The following is a 17,104-nucleotide window of genomic DNA, read 5'->3' on the forward strand; positions in this document are numbered from 1 at the left end:
GTCGGACCAGGCCAGGCTCCGGCTCCCAAGACCGAAGGCGACGCCGGAGTCGCCGGGCCCCGGCTTCGGACGCCGGCGGGCCGGACGGACCAGGCCTCGGCCGAGACGTCGGCGGGTCGGACTTGTACAACCAGTCCCCGACACCGCACAGTTGGCCGGTATTCGTCCATACGGTCAGGAGTCCCGGCTTGTCCTCCCACACCCCCGTTCCCGCACCCGCCCACGTCGTCGACCCCGCCGGCGGATGCCCGCACGCCCTGAACGCCGACCTTCGGGCCCGGGGGCCCGTAGCGGACGTCGTCCTGCCCGGCGGGGTGCCCGCAGCGGTCGTCCTGGGGCACGACGCGCTCAAGGAGTTCCTCTCCCACCCCGACGTGGCCAAGGACGCCCGCCACTGCCCGGCCCTGAACGACGGCAGGATCCCCGCCGACTGGCCCCTACGGGTCTTCGCCAACGCCCAGGGCATGCACACCGCCGACGGGGCCGACCACCGCCGACTGCGCTCCCTCGTCGGCAACGCCTTCACCGCCCGCCAGGTGGAGCGGCTGCGACCGCGCATCGAGGAACTGACAGCCGGCCTCCTCGACGACCTCGGCCGAGCCGCCGCCGAGGACCCGGACGGCATTGCGGACCTGCGCACCCACTTCGCGCTCCCGCTTCCGATGAGCGTCATCTGCGAGCTGCTCGGCGTGGACCCCGAGCACCGCGGCCGGCTGCACGACCTCACCTACACGGTGGTCATCGCCACCGACACCACCCCGGCGGAGGTGATGGCCGCCGTGCACGAGCTCATGGAACTGCTCGGCACGATCGCAGCCGCCCGCAGGGCCGTCCCCGGCGACGACCTGACCAGCGCCCTGATAGCCGCCCGCGAGGACGGCGGCGACCGGCTCAGCGAGGCCGAACTCATCGGCACCATGCGCCTGATGCTGGTCGCCGGCCACGAGACCACCCTCAACCTGATCAGCAACGCCGTACGGGCCCTGTGCACCCACCGCGACCAGCTGGCACTGGTCCTGGACGGCAAGGCCACCTGGTCGGACGTGGTGGACGAGACGCTGCGCTGGGACGGCCCGGTCAGCTGGTTCCCCTTCCGCTACCCCACCCGCGACCTGGCCCTCGGCGGCACCGTAATCCCGCAGGGCACCCCCGTCCTCGCCGGCTACACCGCCGCCGGGCGCGACGAGGCCTTCCACGGCCCCGACGCCGACCGCTTCGACATCACCCGGCCCGGCGCGGCCCGGCACCTCTCCTTCGGCCAGGGCGCGCACTACTGCGTGGGCGCCCCGCTCGCCCGCCTCGAGGCCACGATCGCCCTGGAACGGCTCTTCACCCGCTTCCCGGACCTCGACCTCGCCATCCCCGAGGCCGAACTGCCCCGCCAGCGCAGCTTCATCGGCAACAGCGTCGAAGCGCTCCCGGTCCGCCCGGTGCGCCCGACCCGGCGCTGAGGCGCGTTTTCCCGCTGACTCCCAGCGGTCTGTGGCAAGGCGCGGACAGTTCTGTCCTCCGCCAGCCCAGCGCCCCGGGGCACATCCCGCCCCCAGATCGGGGAGTTGTGGCCGTCGGCGGGGCGGACGAGGATCTTGGCGCGGACCCGCTGCCCACCGCAGCTCGGACGAACGCCTCCAACTGCTGCGGCGGGCTGTCCCGGTCCTGCGCGGAGATGGCCATGAACGGCCTGACGTCGGTGTTCGCACCTGCCGGACCAGCCACATCGGGGCTGTCGCGCCCAGGCAGCACCGCATCCGGCAGCACCTCGGGATCCGCGGTCAGCGGGTCCGGATCCAGGGCCGCACCAGCCCGGAACACCTTCGGGTACGGCCGCGGCAGCTTCGCCGCGCACACCCCCGGTCGACCCGCCCACCAGCCCCCGGCCCGCCGGCTCGCGCGGCGTGCGGACGTTCCCCGCGCTCAGCTCCGACACATCCCGTGCGAGCCAGTCGGCCACCTTCCGGCCGCCCGTGTCGCTGCAGTCGGTGTTCGCCACCGAGCGAGGTGCTTCAGCTACCCTCGGTATCCCTCTCCCATACCTCACCCACCTGCTGCGATACGCTGTGAAAAAGGCGTCTGTGCCCGCCGGTCTCCCGACGTAGTGACCCCGAACAGTGCGGCCTGGCGGCCACATTTCCTCGGTCAGCGGGAAAATCAACTCAAAAAGTGGCACGGGACAGTTGTCTTCCGCAGGTCCGTTCTCCCGTAGGTCGGTTCTCATGGACCTCAACACCATCACCGAAGTAATCCGGCGACCGTCCGAGCGGCCAGGCACGGACTGGCACGAGGGCGACGCCTGGCTCGCAGGCGGCACATGGCTCTACTCCACGGAGCAGCCGGACCTGCGAAGGCTGATCGACCTGACGGCGTTGCGTTGGGAGCCTCTTGTCCCGACGGACGAGGGCCTGGAGATCAGCGCCACCTGCACCATCCGCGACCTGTACGCCTTCCCGTGGCCGAAGGACTGGACCGCCGGAATTCTCTTCCGGAAAAGCTGTGAGGCATTTCTTTCCTCGTTCAAGGTCTGGAACGCGGCGACCGTCGGCGGAAACATCTGTATGTCCCTGCCCGCCGGCCCAATGATCACGCTGACGGTCGCCCTCGAGGCCCAGTACGAGCTATGGGCGACCGACGGCTCCGTACGTTTCGTCGACGCCCTCGATTTCGTCACGGGCGACCACCGTAACGTTCTCGCCCCGGGGGAAATTCTCCGGCGCGTCACCATTCCGGCGTACGCGCTGCGGAAATGCACCGCGCACCGTCGCTTCACGCTGACCCGGCTCGGCCGTTCTACGGTGTTCCTCATCGGCACGCAACGCCTGGGAGCGAGTGACCTGCTGCTCACCGTCACCGCCGGGACCACCCGGCCGGTCCGTATCGCCTTCGCCTCCCTGCCCGATGCCCGCACCCTGCGGCAGAGCATCGACGCCGTACCGGCCGACGTCTGGTTCGCCGATCCCAACGGGACCCCCGACCACCGCCGCCATCTGACCCACCACTTCGCCGAAGAGATTCGCCGCGAACTCATGGCTGGGGACCTGCCATGACCTACGTCGTGAACGGCCGGAAGTTCGACCGGGAACCGGCCCCGGGCCAGTGTCTGCGCACCTTCCTGCGCGAGCTCGGCCACTTCGGCGTCAAGAAGGGGTGCGACGCGGGTGACTGCGGGGCCTGCACGGTGTGGCTGGACGGAACACCGGTACACAGCTGCATCACCCCCGCGTTCCGCGCGGACGGCCGTGAGGTGACCACGATCGAGGGCCTGGGACGGCCCGGCGCCCCGCATCCCGTGCAGCGGCAGTTCGAGGAGGCCCCGGGGTTCCAGTGCGGATTCTGCACTGCCGGGATGATCATGACGTCGGCGACCTTCACCGAGGAGCAGAAGGCGGATCTGCCCCGGGCGTTGAAGGGGAACCTCTGCCGCTGCACCGGATACCGGGCGATCGAGGACGCCGTGAAGGGCGTCAGCGCGGTGGAGACGGCGGTACCGGGCAAGGCCGTGGGGACGAGCGTCGGCGCGCCCGCGGGCCACGACGTGGTGACGGGTCACGCCGAGTTCACCATGGACACACACATCGACGGCATGCTGCATCTCAAGGTGCTGCACTCACCCCACGCGCACGCCCGGATCGTCTTGGTCGACAGGAGTGCCGCCCTCGCGGTTCCCGGCGTGCACCGGGTCTACACCTGGGAAGACGTACCCCGCAGACGCTTCACCACGGCGATCCACACCGACCACCTCGTGGACCCGGACGACACCTACATCCTCGACGACACGGTCCGCTTCGCCGGCCAGCGCGTCGCCGCGGTCCTGGCCGACACGGTCGGGGCGGCGGAGGAGGGCTGCCGGCGTCTCGCGGTCGAGTACGAGGTGCTGCCGGCGGTGTTCGACCCTGAGGCGGCGATGGCCGACGGCGCCCCCCAGCTGCACGGTTCCCACGATCCGTTCGTCCGCGACCCCGTCCACAACATCCTGGTCGAACTCCATGCGCACATCGGTGACGTCGACGCCGGATTCGCCGCGGCCGACGTGATCCACGAAGGCACGTACTTCTCGCCGCGGGTGCAGCACGCGCATCTCGAGACCCATGGCTCGATCGCCTGGATGGAGGACGGCCGGCTGAACGTCCGCACCAGTTCGCAGTCGCCCTCGATCGCGAAGGTCAAACTGGAGTACCTGTTCGCGCTGCGCCCGGACCAGGTGAGGGTGTTCTGCAAGCGGGTCGGTGGCGGATTCGGCGGCAAGCAGGAGGTGATCGCGGAGGACCTGGTCGCGCTCGCCACCCTGGACACAGGGCGGCCCACCTGTCTCGAGTACACCCGTGAGGAGGAGTTCACCACGGCCTCGCCGCGGCATCCGATGACGCTGACGGTCAAGCTCGGCGCGAAGGCCGACGGCACGCTCACCGCGTTCCAGGTACGCAACGTCTCCAACACGGGCGCCTACGGCAACCACGGCGGTGAAACGGTGTACGCGGGCGGTGCCGCCGTCATGATCTACCGCTGCCCCCACAAGAAGTACGACGCGTACTCCGTCTACACGAACACCGTGCCGAGCGGGGCGCTGCGCGGCTACGGCATGACGCAGCCGGCGTTCGCCGTGGAGTCGGCGATGGACGAACTGGCCCGCGCCCTGCACATCGACCCGCTCGAACTGCGCCGACGCAACATCGTGCGTCCGGGGGAGCCCCTGGTCGCCCTGCACGACGGCCCCGACGACGTGATCTTCACGGAGGACGGACTCGCGGAGTGCATCGACCTGGTGGGCGACGCCCTGGCCCGTACGGCCGGCCAGCCGCCCCCCGGCCCCGAGTGGTTCGTCGGCACCGGCGTGGCCAGCTCTTTGCACGAGACCGCGCCCCCGACCGAGCACCTCTCCGAGGCCTGGGTCACGCTGGGCGACGACCTCATCTACGAACTGGCGGTCGGGACCGTCGAGTTCGGAGAGGGCACCTCCACGGCCCATGTCCAGATCGCGGCCAACCAGCTCGGCACGACACCGTCGCGGATCCGTCTGGTGCAGTCCGACACCGACCGCACGGGATTCGACACCGGAGCCTTCGCGAGCGCGGGCCTGTTCGTGGCGGGCAACGCGGTCCTGCGGGCGGCCAATGCCGTGCGCGACCGCATTCTGGATTTCGCCGCGGCGCACACGGGCGTCCACGTCGTGATGTGCACGATGGACGACGACGGTGTCGTCTGCGGGGACCGGCGGGTGTCGCTGGCCGAGCTCGTCGCGCTGGCCCGGGCGCGTGGAATCCGGTTCACCGCCGCACGCAAGGCATACGGCTCGCCCCGGAGCGTCACCTCCAACACGCAGGGGTTCCGGGTCGCCGTGCACCGCGTGACGGGTGAGATCCGGATCCTGTACAGCGTGCAGGCGGCGGACGCCGGGGTGATCATCAACCCGGCGCAGGTCCGGGGACAGGTGGAGGGCGGTGTCGCCCAGGGGATCGGCTTCGCACTGACCGAGAACCACCATGTCGACGACAGCGGCGTCATGGTCAACCCGAACCTCCGGAACTACCGCATCCCCACCTACGCCGACACCCCCCGTACCGAGGTCCTCCTCGTGGGCTCGGCGGATTCGGTCGGACCCATGCGGGCGAAGGGGATGGCGGAGTGCTGTATCAACCCGGTGGCCCCCGCACTCGCGAACGCGGTCCATGACGCGACGGGTGTCCGCTACCGTGCGCTGCCGCTGACGCCGGAACGCATCTACGGCCGGCTCCTCGCGGAGCAGTCGGTGTCGACAGGGTGAACCACCATGAACACCCAGAAGAACGTGGCTGCCGCGGCCACGGCGATCATCGGCCAGAAGGTGCTGCCCGGGACGGAGCGGGAGTTCGAGAGATGGCAGCAGGACCTCAACGCCGCGGCCGCCTACTACCCCGGATTCCTGGGCGCCGAGGTCTCCCCGCCGACACCGCTGCAACCCGACTGGGTCGTCGTGTACCGGTTCGACTCGGTGGCGCATCTGCAGGCGTGGATCAACAGCGCGACCAGGCAGACGTATCTCGATGTCGGCGCCAAGTACTTCGACGGCCCGGCGACCCAGCAGGTGGTCAGCAGCGGCACCCAGTCACTGGATCCGCTGGTCACCGTGGTGGTCACCCACCGCGTCCACCCGCACCAGATCGACGACTTCCTCGTCTGGCAGCACCACATGGTCCAGGAGGAGAGCAAGTTCGACGGGTTCCGCGGGACCGAGCTCTTCCGTCCCATCGAGGGCCTCCAGGAGGAATGGACCACGCTGTACCGCTACGACAGCGCCGAGCACCTCGACGCCTGGCTGACGTCGCCCCAACGGCGGGAGATCCTTGCCGAGGGCGAGAAGTTCAGCGACTTCACACTGCGCACGATCGACAACTCGTTCGGCAGTTGGTTCGCTTTCGAGGGCAACGGCAAGGAGGCACCGCCGCCGCCTTCCGAGACCAGGACCTCCCTCGCCGTCTGGGTCGGCCTGTACCCGACGGTCGTGCTGCTGACGCTCGCCCTGTCCCCGCTGCACATGCCGCTCTGGATCGGCCTGCTCGTGGGAAATCTGCTGTCGAGTTTCATCATGAGTTTCTTCACCATGCCCTACTACGTGAACCCGCTGCTCGGGCGGTGGCTGCGGCCACCACCGGACGAACGAGCGGCAAGGACGAACGTCCGTGGACTCGGCATCGTCGTGGTCGCGATGGCCTTCTGGGCAGCCCTCTTCTACCTCGTCACAGTCCGGTTCTGGACGCTGCCCTGACCAGTGGGCGCCACCTGCATGTTGATGATTCACACATTCAGGCGGTATCAGGATGCGGACACACCCTCTGGATGTCGACATCGATCTGGTGACCTGATATTTCGTCACACGATGTGTGATCCTTCGCGGATGTACCGACACCGGTAGCCCCCCACCTTGGTGTACCGGGGAATCTGCTGTTGCAGACCTGGCTGTGCGATGATCGCGCAAGGACGCCGCGCCGGACTGATCTCCCTCATGGGTATTGCCGTAGGTTTCCTCGTTTATCTGGCGGCTGCCATCGCAGGAAACACAACGGTTTTCACGCTGGTGCCCGCGCTGTACACGACGATCCAGATCGCCGGTGTCGCCTACCTGCTCTGGCTGGCGTGGAAGACGGTGCGGCCCGGCGGTGTGTCGGCTTTCGATCCCCAAGCGCTGCCCGTGGACAGGCCGCGCAAGCTCCTCACCATGGGGATGGGCACGACACTGCTGAATCCCGAGATCGCCATCATGTACGTCTCGCTGCTCCCGCAGTTCGTCAACCCGGCGCGCGGCCACGTCGCGACGCAGTCCCTCACCCGTGTACGTGCTGACCGCCGGCTCGATCGCGGGTTTCCTGCGCAATCGGCCAGGGTGGCAGCGCGCTCAGCGGTATGCGATGGGCGCCGCGTTGGCGGGGTTTGCGCTGCGCATCCTTACAGCCTGACGTGCACAGCTGCGCATCGAACCCCTTTCTTCCACTCCCTGCGAACCGGGCTCTGTGGTGCTGCGTGCCCATAGGCGCCGGACAATCACCGCTTTCCCGAACGGAGACCGTCATGTCCCCTCGTGCTGCCCTGACTCCGCAAATGCTGCAGTACGCTGAGAAGTTCGACGACCGTGGCGACATCCGCTGGCTTCCCTACTGATGTACTTCCATGAGGCAAGCTCATGGGTCTGGCCCCCTACGGAAAGCCCCGCTACGCGCAGCTGATCAAGGAAAAGCTGATCGACATCGAGCCGGACGGCTCCTTCCGGCTCGACTTGCGCTACTTCGAGTACCTGCGCGGTCAGGTGATGACCGGCCGCGGCTTCGAGCGGCTGTTCGGCGGACCGTGGCGCACACCGGAGGGGCCGCTCATCGAGCGGGAGTTCGACCTGGCGGCCTTGGTGCAGCAGGTCACCGAGGAAGTGGTCGTACTGCTGGCCCGGCACGCCCGCGAGCTCACCGGTGAGCGGCACCTCGTCCTGGCCGGCGGCGTGGCGCCAACTGCGTCGCCAACGGAAAGGTCATCAACGAGCAGATCTTCGACGAGGTCTGGATTCAGCCCGCCGCGGGCGACGCCGGGGGCTCGCTCGGGGCGGCCCTCGCCGTTGCCGCGGACCTCGGCGCGCCCCGGGCACACGTGGGCACCGGCCGCGACGGCATGTCCGGTTCACTGCTCGGACCGGAGTTCAGCGATGAGGAGATCGCCGCCTACCTGGACAGCCGGCGGCTTCCGTACACCCGTCTGGATCCGGAAGAGCTCTGCCGACGGGTCGCCGAAGGGCTCGCCGACGGCAGGATCGTCGGCTGGTTCCAGGGGCGGATGGAGTGCGGGCCCCGGGCGCTCGGGGCCCGGTCGGTCATCGGAGACCCGCGGGATCCGGCCATGCAGTCCGCCATGAACCTCAAGATCAAGTTCCGGGAGTCCTTCCGGCCGTTCGCACCCTCGGTGCTCGCCGAGGACGCCAAGGACTATTTCGAGCCCGGTCCTGCTGAACACCTCGTTCAACGTGCGCGACGAACCGATCGTGGCCTCGCCCGCCGAGGCATACGCCTGCTTCATGCGCACCGACGTCGACCTGCTCGCGGTCGGCACCTTCGTGCTCCACAAGGCAGACCAGCCCGAGTGGCACGAGGAGACCGACTGGCGGGAGGCCATCCCCCTCGACTGACGAAGACCACCGCCCGCGCCAACCATCGCCGAAGAGAAAGGCAGGGGACCAGATGCGCAAGGCACTCCTCACCATCACGTACTTTCTGCTGATCACGCCGATCGGCCTGCTGAGCCGACTCGTACGCGATCCGCTTGCCCGAAAGTGGGACCAGAAGGCCGACACCTACTGGATCAGTACGGCCCCGTCTCCCTGACAGGGGACTCGCGGATCGGCACGGCACGGGCTCGCCCCGCCGGCCGCCGAGCCGACCGGGCTGCCCACCGCGAGAACAGAGGCTTTCGAGGTGGGCAGAGCGTCTCCCACGAAACCGAGGAGCGCACGCCCACCTGCCCCCCGACCCCCCGCGAACCGGGGTTCATCAGCCTGAGGTCTGCCGTTCCCCGCGCCGACACCGCCGATCGGCTGAGCCGAGAGCCACACCGTGGACAGCTGCGTTTTGTCTCGCGTGTGCGTTCCTTTGGCGTTGCGGCACACTCCAGATGAATGACTCTGAGTGACAGACTGGTTGCCATGCAGAGCGAGAAGGGCACAGCCGCCGGCGCGCAGCCGTCGGTACACAGCGCAGGCCGCCAGCGGCCTGCGGCCGGCTCGACTGAGGTCACCCTGGGGGTGGAAGAAGAGTATCTGCTGGTGGACCCGGTATCGCGGCAGTTGAGTCCGCAAGCGGACAAGGTGGTGGATCAGGCGGCCGGGGATCTCGGCGACCGCGTCACCACCGAGATCACTCTCTACCAGGTCGAGGTCCGCACCGATCCGCACACGGCCCTCGCGGACCTGGGGGAACAGCTGCGTACGACCCGCAACGCCGTCGCGCGCGCCGCGGCCCGGCTGGGGCTGCGCGTCATCTCCAGCGGCACACCCATCCTGGGCCAGCTCAACCCACCGCCTTTGTCTCCTGGGGTCCGCTACGCCAAAAGCCTGGCCAGGTTCGGCGCCTTGGACCACGAGCAGAGCGTCTGCGCCTGCCACATCCACGTCGGCGTCCCCGACGTGGCCACAGCACTGCGGTTGAGCAACCACCTGCGTCCCTGGCTCCCCACTCTCCTGGCCATGACCGCCAACTCTCCCTACTGGGAGGGCAAGGACACCGGCTACGCCAGCTGGCGCACCATGACATGGGGCCGGTGGCCGGTCGCGGGGCCGCCTCCCTACTTCGAGTCTCCCCGCCACTTCGAGGACCTCCTCGACCGCCTCGTCGCGAGTGAGACTCTCCTGGACCGTGGTGGCCTCTACTGGGACATCCGCCCCTCCCACCACGTGCCCACCCTCGAGATCCGTATCGCTGACGCCGCACCCACCGTGGACGACACCCTGCTGCTCGCCGGCACGGTCAAAGGCCTCGCCATCACCGCCATGGCTGCCATCCACAACTCCCAGGCCGCCCCGCGCCCGCAGCCGGAGATGCTGCGCGCCGCATGCTGGCGCGCCGCGCGGGACGGACTGAGCGGAAAGAGCATCAATCTGGACACCGGCCGGCTCGAACCCGCTGCCGTACACCTCGGCCGTCTCTGGGACACCGCTCTGCCGGCCGTGGCGGCCTCGGATGACCACTCGCTCCTGCATGCCGCACACACGCGCCTCCGCGCCGAAGGAAACGGCGCCGACCGCCAAAGAGCGGCCTTTCGCCGGCGGGACAGTCACATCGACGTCGTCGACTACCTGATCGGGACGGCCGCCGTAGCTCCGGACCGCCCCCGCCCCACCGAGCCCGGCCTCGACGTCCTCGAATGATCCGGGACCGCCTGGCCGTCAGGCGGTCCATCGGAGTCGGAGCGCCGCCGGCACGGCTTGTCGACGCTGTGTCAGGGGCGGGCTTTCGCCATCGTGTGACGGGCGTGGAAGAGGCCCCAGCGCAGCAGTCGCCGGCGGGTGATGTCGGTCCACAGGGGCAGGTTGGCCAGCAGGTCGTCGAGGTAGGCCGGGCTGATGACGCCGCGCAGTTCGGGCGTGCGGCGGCGCACCTCCTCCTCGAGGCGTGCGTAGTGGGTGGTGAGGTCCGCGGTGCGGTCCTCAAAGCCGGCTTCCAGGCCGAGCCCGGACAGGCTTTCCAGGTAGAAGGAGGGCGTTGCCAGGCTCTGCACGCCCAGACGGGACAGGGCGAGCCGCACGGCCTCGGCCGGAGTGTCCTCGGCCGTCATGATGTCCGAGAAGACCAGCGCTCCGCCCGGTTTGAGCACGCGGACCGCCTCGGCCAGTGCGGCGTCCCGGTCGGCCACATGGCACAGGACCTCCAGGGACCAGACCACGTCGAAGCGCTCCGCCTCGTAGGGGAGGCGGTTGAGGGATCCGGTGACGACCTCGATCAGACCGTCCAGGCCGCGTCGGACGTTGGCCGCACGGTGGCGCCGGTTGTGCTCCTCGCTGAGGTCCAGGGCCACCACCCGGCAGCCGAAGCGCTCGGCGAGCGCACGGGCGGAACCGCCGTACCCCGACCCGAGGTCGAGCACGGTGGCGTCCGGGCCGAGCACGTCCGCGACCCGGTCCGCGGCGTGCTGCACGGTGCGGTGCGAGGCGCTGGCGATCGCCTCCCGGGTGTGGGCGTAGACGCCGACGTGGATGTCCTCACCACCCCAGACGGCGTCGTAGAAGGCGTCGACATCGCTGGTCTCGTAGTAGCTGCGGGTCGATTCCTCCAGGTCCGGTGCGCTGCTGTCATCCCTCGTGCGATCGCTCATGACGGCTGCTTTCCCTGCATCGGCACGGGCGATTCTCCCCACCTGTGATCATCGGTGACTATCCGCCATCGGTGTATCGGCTGTGCGCATGGGCGGACGGGTGTCACCGCTGACCAACGACTTCGGTCAGCCGTTTCCAGTAGGGCTTCGTCCCATCACCGGCCGAGTTCGTTGCCTGAAGCGCCTGTTCTGCGAGGAAGGTCGATCTACCGCATATTGGGAGAGGTGACCTTGTTCAGGCCTTCCTCTCCGACGCTGGCGTCAGGGACGAGGCGGCATCCCGGATGGGGACGGGCCCGAAGAGACCGTAACCGGCCAGGCCGTCATCACGTAGGCCGTAGAGCTGACCGGACACGCGCCCTTTCGCATCTCAGCGAAAGGGCGCGGACGAGCCCCCGGTCCTCACCAACCGGTCGACCTTCCACCGGGAGAGCCCGGACACGGCTCCCGCACGAGGCCGGCAAGGGACGGCGGGGATCGGATCGGCGGTGTCTTCGGCATGGACGCCGGGACCTTGGAGTCCGGGTGACACCTGCCCGTCAAGCCTGGCCTCTACGGCTGCTCGCACCACGACTTCAGCCCCACGCGGCCGCCGCAACGCCAGCTGAACGGCCGGCGGGGGAAGGACCGACACCTCGGAAGTGATGCGCCTGGCGGCGCACGAAGGAGGCTGTATGCCGCTCCACGACCCGGCAGTACTCGACTGTCCCTTCGACTTCGCTCACGCGTTGGAGTTCGACCCCTCGCTCGCCTTGTTGGCGCAGCGCGGTCCGGTCAGCCGGATCCGATTGCCCTATGGCGAGGCCGAGGCGTGGCTGGTGACCAGCTTCGACGGAGTCCGTCAGGTGACGTGCGATCCGCGATTCAGCCGGGCGGCGATCATCGGACGTGACTACCCGAGGATGACGCCCGAACCCATCGTGTCGCCCGAATCGATCAACGTGACGGACCCGCCGCACGCCACCCGGCTGCGGCACGTGGCAGCCCAGGCGTTCACACGGGAGCGGGTGGCAGACATGCGGCCGGCCGTGGACCGGGTGGTGGCCGGGCTGCTCGAAGCGATGGCCGAGGCGGGGCCACCCGTGGATCTGGTGGCCCACCTGTCGGTCCCGCTGCCCCACGTGACGATCTGCGAGCTGCTCGCCGTCCCTGAGGCCGACCGCGAGGAACTGCGTGCGTGGACCATGCGGCTACTGGCCACCTCGCCGGACACCCAGCAGGACGCGGCCGACGCCAAAGCCTGCCTGCGTGCGTACTTCGCCGACATGGTCCCGGCCCGGCGGAACTCCTCAGGCGAGGACTTGCTCAGCGCGATGGCCAATGCCCCCATGCCGTCGGGCGTCGAGCCCCTGAGCGACGACGAGCTGGCGGTGCTCGCCGTGACGCTCATCCTCAGCGGAAACGACACGGCGACCTGCCAGATCAGCAACATCACCTACCAGCTGCTGATCCGACCCGAGGAGCGGGCCGCGCTCCTGCGCGACCCCGACCGGTTCCCCGGCGCGCTGGAGGAGCTCCTGCGGTTCATCCCCTTCCGCAAGGGCGTGGGCATTCCACGGATCGCGCTGGAGGACGTAAAGGTCGAGGGAACCGTCATCAGAGCCGGCGACTACGTGCACGTGTCGTACCTGGCCGCCAACCGCGACCCGTCGGTGTACCCCGACCCGCACACGCTCGACCTCGAACGGCCGGCACACCCCAACATGACCTTCGGTTGGGGAGGGCACCACTGCCTCGCCGCACCGCTCGCGCGGGCGGAGCTGGAGAGCGCGGTCACCGGTTTGCTGACCCGCTTCCCCCACCTGCGCCTCGACATCGACCCCGACGACATCCGATGGGACACCGAGACCATCCGCCGCTTCCCGCTGCGCCTACCGGTCACCTGGTGAATCCCGGGCGGGCCGGCACCCGGCCCGCCCAGCAGTACTCCGCATGAGTGACGCGCCGCCCGACCGCCCGGGTGTCCGAGAGCGCCATCCGTCCAGCACCCCCTGGCAGCGCCCACACGGTGACCTCCGGGCGGTCGCCGCGGACGCGTCCCACGCGGTGAATGAGTGGGCCGACGATCCGCGCGGCCTGAGCGAACGAGCTGTCCGATCCCCGGTGACGTACCGCTGAAGCAGCGCGCCGGCCTCGATCTGCCCGGTACCCCCGGCCGCCAGGGCGTGCCCCTGCGCCTGTTCGACGGGGAGACGGAACACCTACGCCACCCCGTAATCGCTTGCCGGCCCTTCGTGCGTTCGCCTCAGCAACGGCACGCTCATGCCGGCGCAGCAGTGAGTGCGCAGCTGCTCTCCCGGTTTTAACCTGGGGGAATGGACGGTGGGAAACACGTCTGTCCTGACTGCGGACGGCCCGTGGAGGCGGTCGTGCGGCGGCACAAGACCCTGGGTGTCTGGGTGCCGGTGTGGCGGCGGGGGCCGTGTCAGAACCCTGAGTGCGGGGCCGTCACCCCCACCTCGCGTCGACGGAAGGGCGAGCCGCCCACGAAGGGAGCGGGCAACGAACGTCCGGACCCGCCCCGGTGAAACCCTCCGGTCGTACGAGTGTGTACGCCTCCGGAGCAGGTAAAAAAAGGGGGGCGGCCCGCTTCAGCGAGCCCGCCGACCACGCGCTCGGACGCTCAGCGGGAGAGCCAGGGTGTCAAGCTCAGCTCCCGGCCAGGGCCGCGCCTAGCGCGAGCGCGAACAGCATCGGAAGGAGGACGCATCCGAGCCCGGCGCCGGCGGCCAGTACGCGTGGTGTCCGCAGGGACCGGCGGTGCGGCAGTGCCCAGGAGAGGGCGAGCAGGCCGACCGACCAGTAGAACACTCCTCCGAAGGCGCCGACGCCGTCCTGGGACCGGAACCACTTGTACTCCAGCACGAGGAACGGCAGACCGAGCAGGGACGCCACGAGAGGCGCCTTCCACCATGTCCGGTGGGCGTGGCGCGGTTGTACGTCGTTCGGACGCACTTCGTCGGGAAGCATGCGACCACCCCATCACCGCCGCCGGGCCGGGGCATCGGGTCACGTACTCACCTCGCACGCGCGCGTACTCAGACCAGCGGGGCGAGCTTGCTGTCCCACGCCTCCTCAGCCGTCGGCTTCGTCCTCCTGGCCGGGCGCGTCGCCGATGGCGACGCGCAGGTCATGCATGCCTTGCAGAATGTCGATGAGGGCTTCTTCCGCGCCGCTCAGAGCGTGTCGGGTTCCTTCCGTATCGCCGCGCTCCGCGTGCAGCTGGGCCCCGAGCACGTACACCGCTGTCATGACGGCCGCGAAGGCCGCCTCCCGACCCGGTGGCAGTTCTTCCCCCTCGGGTTCGGAGACCTGCACCGCGGTGCGCTGCAGCCGGTTCGTCAGGATGTTGACCGCCAGACCGGGATCGGCTCCCACCTGTTCCCCCCAGCCGAGCAACGTCTCCAGGACGTCCTCGATCTCCCTTTCCTCGGTCAGATGGGTTGCGGCGGTGATCTCGAGCTCCGTCTTCGCCAGCAGCCTGCCGAGCAGCTGCAGACGGTCCTCTTCCTGCGGCTCCCCTGGCCGCCTGTCCGCATCTGCCACCGGCTCAGCCGCCAGAGCGGCCAGTGCTGCGTAGATCTGCTCAGCACTTACCGGACCCTTGCTACTGGTACTCACGCCTTCAGCTTCGCCCAGCGAAGGGGCACCCGCATGCCCGGCGCATTCGAGTCCCAGGGAGTTCCACCACCCGGACCAGTGCGTCGGCGCCGCCGCCGCGTCGGGCGACGAGGGTGCCGCGGGCCGGTGCGGGCGCAGCCACGCAGCACGCAGCGACGGTGGACCACTCCTGCGCGACCCGGCCTGCGGGCGGTTGTCCGGGACGCGGACCATGCACGTGTGGATTGATGGCTGATACACCGGGCTGTGGCACACGCAAGGCTGCGGGTGCCCGGACCGCGGCTTTGCGTGTCCGGGTGACTTTCTTGGTCAGCACACGGCGCGGACGTCCGCTTCCGTACACGTTCTGCCCTTCGGATATCCCCGCACAGACCGCATGCCGCCCCCCTCCCGCACTGCCTGAGGAGAACCCTTGTCCCGACGTTCGGCATGTCCGGCCCGTCCGGCTCGTACGGTCACCGTGGCAGCCGCTGCGCTCGCCGCTGCCGGCGTGCTCACCGCCACGGCCATCGAGCCCGCCTCGGCGCGCGCGCCCGGACACCCGGCCGCCCGGCACGTCCTGCTGCTGTCGGTCGACGGTCTGCACCAGTCCGACCTGGCCTGGTACATCGCCCGCCACCCGCACTCGGCGCTCGCCCGTCTCGCCGACGGCGGCGAGGAGTACACGCACGCGAGAACCACCGTCCCCTCCGACTCGTTCCCCGGCATGGTCGCCCAGCTCACCGGCGGCAACCCGGGCACCACGGGCGTCTACTACGACGACAGTTACGACGCCGGCCTTCTCCCGGCCGGCACGACCACGCGCGCGGGCGCCAAGCCCGGCGTCGAAGTCGACCTCACCGAGGACCTCGACAAGAACAAGGACTCCCTCGACGCGGGCCAGGGCCTGTCCCAACTTCCTGGCAGCATCCTGAAGATGACCCCTCACGCCGCGGACCTCATCGACCCGGCGAAGCTGCCGGTCGACCCGAAGTCCTGCGCACCCCTCTCCCCGCACGCGTACCTGCGGGTGAACACGGTCTTCAACGTGGCCCGCAGCGCCGGGCTGCGGACCGCGTGGTCCGACAAGCACGTCGCGTACGACATCCTCAACGGCCCCTCGGGCAACGGCATCCAGGACCTGTTCGCCCCCGAGATCAACAGCACCGCCATCGGCTACCCCGCGGGCGACGACTGGACCAAGGACAACGCGGCGACCGAGCAGTACGACGGCTACAAGGTGCAGGCCGTGCTCAACGAGATCGACGGCTACGACCACAGCGGCACCCGCAAGGTCGGCACCCCGGCGATATTCGGCATGAACTTCCAGTCGGTGTCGACCGCCCAGAAGCTGCCCGCCTCCGACGGACTGGCCGGCGGCTACCAGGCCCAGGGCGTGCCCGGCCCGCTGCTGGAGAAGAACCTCGCCTTCGTCGACAAGGAGATCGGCGCGTTCGTCAACGAGCTGGGCAAGCGGCACCTGGACGGCAGCACCACGATCGTCCTGTCCGCCAAGCACGGCCAGTCGCCGACCGACCCCAAGGCGCTCACCCGCATCGACGACGGACCCCTCCTGGACGGTCTCAACGCCGCCTGGAAGAAGGCCCACCCGGGCTCCGGCGACCTGGTCGCGCACGCCGTGGACGACGACGCCATGCTGATCTGGCTCACCGACCGGTCGAAGGCGGCCACCGACTTCGCCAAGGCGTACCTGCTCGCCCTCTCCGGCAACGGCAACGGCATCGACGGCAACGCCAAGCCCTTCACGGCGAGCGGCCTGAGGGCCCTGTACGCGGGCGCGGACGCCGCCCGGTACTTCCACGTGAAGCCGGGTGACTCCCGGGTGCCCGACCTGTTCGGCATCACCCGCTACGGCGTCGTCTACACCGGCGGCAAGGGCAAGATCGCCGAGCACGGCGGCGCCCACGCCGACGACCTTGACGTCCCGCTCGTCGTCTTCGGCGCCCTCACCCGGCACGGCGTGCGGGTCGCCACCCCGGTCGAGACCACCCGGATCGCCCCGACCATCCTGCGGCTCCTCAGCCTCGACCCGCGGGCCCTGGACGCCGTACGTGCCGAGCACACCCCCGCACTGCCCGTGCGCTGACCTCACGGTCCTCCGGCCGGGGAGCCGCCCCCTGGGCTCCCCGGCCCCGGCCGATCCGCGCGCAGGTCGCCGATCCGCGCGCGG

The 17,104-nt window shown here is 69.6% G+C and carries 12 protein-coding genes and 1 pseudogene; 10 read left to right on the top strand and 3 right to left on the bottom strand.

Annotation, left to right across the window (positions count from 1 at the left end; genetic code table 11):
• Window positions 1–188 precede the first annotated feature (188 nt).
• The 8 genes and pseudogenes from ACWC94_RS16415 to ACWC94_RS16450 all read left to right on the top strand — a co-directional run bounded on the left by ACWC94_RS16415 (window position 189) and on the right by ACWC94_RS16450 (window position 10,369).
• Window positions 189–1,451, top strand: a complete 1,263-nt coding sequence (locus ACWC94_RS16415) for a cytochrome P450 family protein (protein ID WP_450797228.1) — start codon at window positions 189–191, stop codon at window positions 1,449–1,451.
• A 762-nt stretch (window positions 1,452–2,213) separates the two neighbouring features.
• Window positions 2,214–3,041, top strand: coding sequence for an FAD binding domain-containing protein (locus ACWC94_RS16420; RefSeq protein WP_450797229.1), 828 nt, complete (start codon window positions 2,214–2,216; stop codon window positions 3,039–3,041).
• Window positions 3,038–5,755: a molybdopterin-dependent oxidoreductase gene (locus ACWC94_RS16425; protein WP_450797230.1), complete on the top strand. Its 2,718-nt coding sequence runs from the start codon at window positions 3,038–3,040 to the stop codon at window positions 5,753–5,755. Before ACWC94_RS16420 ends, ACWC94_RS16425 begins: the two co-directional genes overlap by 4 nt.
• A 6-nt stretch (window positions 5,756–5,761) precedes the next feature.
• Window positions 5,762–6,736 (top strand): antibiotic biosynthesis monooxygenase, encoded by a 975-nt coding sequence (locus ACWC94_RS16430; RefSeq protein WP_450797231.1) that lies wholly within the window; start codon window positions 5,762–5,764, stop codon window positions 6,734–6,736.
• Window positions 6,737–6,934: 198 nt separating this feature from the next.
• A complete protein-coding gene (locus ACWC94_RS16435) occupies window positions 6,935–7,498 on the top strand; it encodes a LysE family translocator (RefSeq protein ID WP_450797232.1) in 564 nt (187 codons plus the stop codon).
• 144 nt (window positions 7,499–7,642) lie between these two features.
• Window positions 7,643–8,635, top strand: a pseudogene (locus ACWC94_RS16440) (carbamoyltransferase C-terminal domain-containing protein); the annotation flags it as partial.
• 52 nt (window positions 8,636–8,687) lie between these two features.
• On the top strand, window positions 8,688–8,831 hold the full coding sequence (locus tag ACWC94_RS16445; RefSeq protein ID WP_450797233.1) for a hypothetical protein: 144 nt from the start codon (window positions 8,688–8,690) through the stop codon (window positions 8,829–8,831).
• Between the two features lie 317 nt (window positions 8,832–9,148).
• Complete coding sequence (locus tag ACWC94_RS16450; RefSeq protein WP_450797234.1) at window positions 9,149–10,369, top strand: carboxylate-amine ligase; 1,221 nt, start codon at window positions 9,149–9,151, stop codon at window positions 10,367–10,369.
• 71 nt (window positions 10,370–10,440) lie between these two features.
• On the opposite strand, the gene ACWC94_RS16455 is transcribed toward ACWC94_RS16450, so the two are convergent.
• Entirely contained in the window at window positions 10,441–11,313 is an 873-nt protein-coding gene (locus tag ACWC94_RS16455) for an SAM-dependent methyltransferase (RefSeq protein WP_450797235.1), read from the bottom strand.
• Window positions 11,314–11,987: 674 nt separating this feature from the next.
• Here ACWC94_RS16455 and ACWC94_RS16460 point away from each other — a divergent pair.
• A complete protein-coding gene (locus ACWC94_RS16460) occupies window positions 11,988–13,202 on the top strand; it encodes a cytochrome P450 (RefSeq protein ID WP_450797236.1) in 1,215 nt (404 codons plus the stop codon).
• A gap of 760 nt (window positions 13,203–13,962) precedes the next feature.
• Here the strand turns inward: ACWC94_RS16460 and ACWC94_RS16465 are convergent.
• Entirely contained in the window at window positions 13,963–14,208 is a 246-nt protein-coding gene (locus ACWC94_RS16465; RefSeq protein ID WP_450797237.1) for a hypothetical protein, read from the bottom strand.
• Between the two features lie 180 nt (window positions 14,209–14,388).
• Window positions 14,389–14,934 (bottom strand): hypothetical protein, encoded by a 546-nt coding sequence (locus ACWC94_RS16470; RefSeq protein ID WP_450797238.1) that lies wholly within the window; start codon window positions 14,932–14,934, stop codon window positions 14,389–14,391.
• 460 nt (window positions 14,935–15,394) lie between these two features.
• Here ACWC94_RS16470 and ACWC94_RS16475 point away from each other — a divergent pair, with 460 nt between their 5' ends.
• A complete protein-coding gene (locus ACWC94_RS16475; RefSeq protein WP_450797239.1) occupies window positions 15,395–17,020 on the top strand; it encodes an alkaline phosphatase family protein in 1,626 nt (541 codons plus the stop codon).
• Window positions 17,021–17,104 lie beyond the last annotated feature (84 nt).

The sequence above is a fragment of the Streptomyces sp. NPDC001135 genome, assembly GCF_053598395.1.

Bases quoted from the DNA above. Each gene is read 5' to 3' on its own strand.
- ACWC94_RS16420 (WP_450797229.1), top strand. From the start codon at position 2,214: ATGGACCTCAACACCATCACCGAAGTAATCCGGCGACCGTCCGAGCGG.
- ACWC94_RS16425 (WP_450797230.1), top strand. From the start codon at position 3,038: ATGACCTACGTCGTGAACGGCCGGAAGTTCGACCGGGAACCGGCCCCG.
- ACWC94_RS16430 (WP_450797231.1), top strand. From the start codon at position 5,762: ATGAACACCCAGAAGAACGTGGCTGCCGCGGCCACGGCGATCATCGGC.
- ACWC94_RS16435 (WP_450797232.1), top strand. From the start codon at position 6,935: ATGATCGCGCAAGGACGCCGCGCCGGACTGATCTCCCTCATGGGTATT.
- ACWC94_RS16445 (WP_450797233.1), top strand. From the start codon at position 8,688: ATGCGCAAGGCACTCCTCACCATCACGTACTTTCTGCTGATCACGCCG.
- ACWC94_RS16450 (WP_450797234.1), top strand. From the start codon at position 9,149: ATGCAGAGCGAGAAGGGCACAGCCGCCGGCGCGCAGCCGTCGGTACAC.
- ACWC94_RS16455 (WP_450797235.1), bottom strand. From the start codon at position 11,313: ATGAGCGATCGCACGAGGGATGACAGCAGCGCACCGGACCTGGAGGAA.
- ACWC94_RS16460 (WP_450797236.1), top strand. From the start codon at position 11,988: ATGCCGCTCCACGACCCGGCAGTACTCGACTGTCCCTTCGACTTCGCT.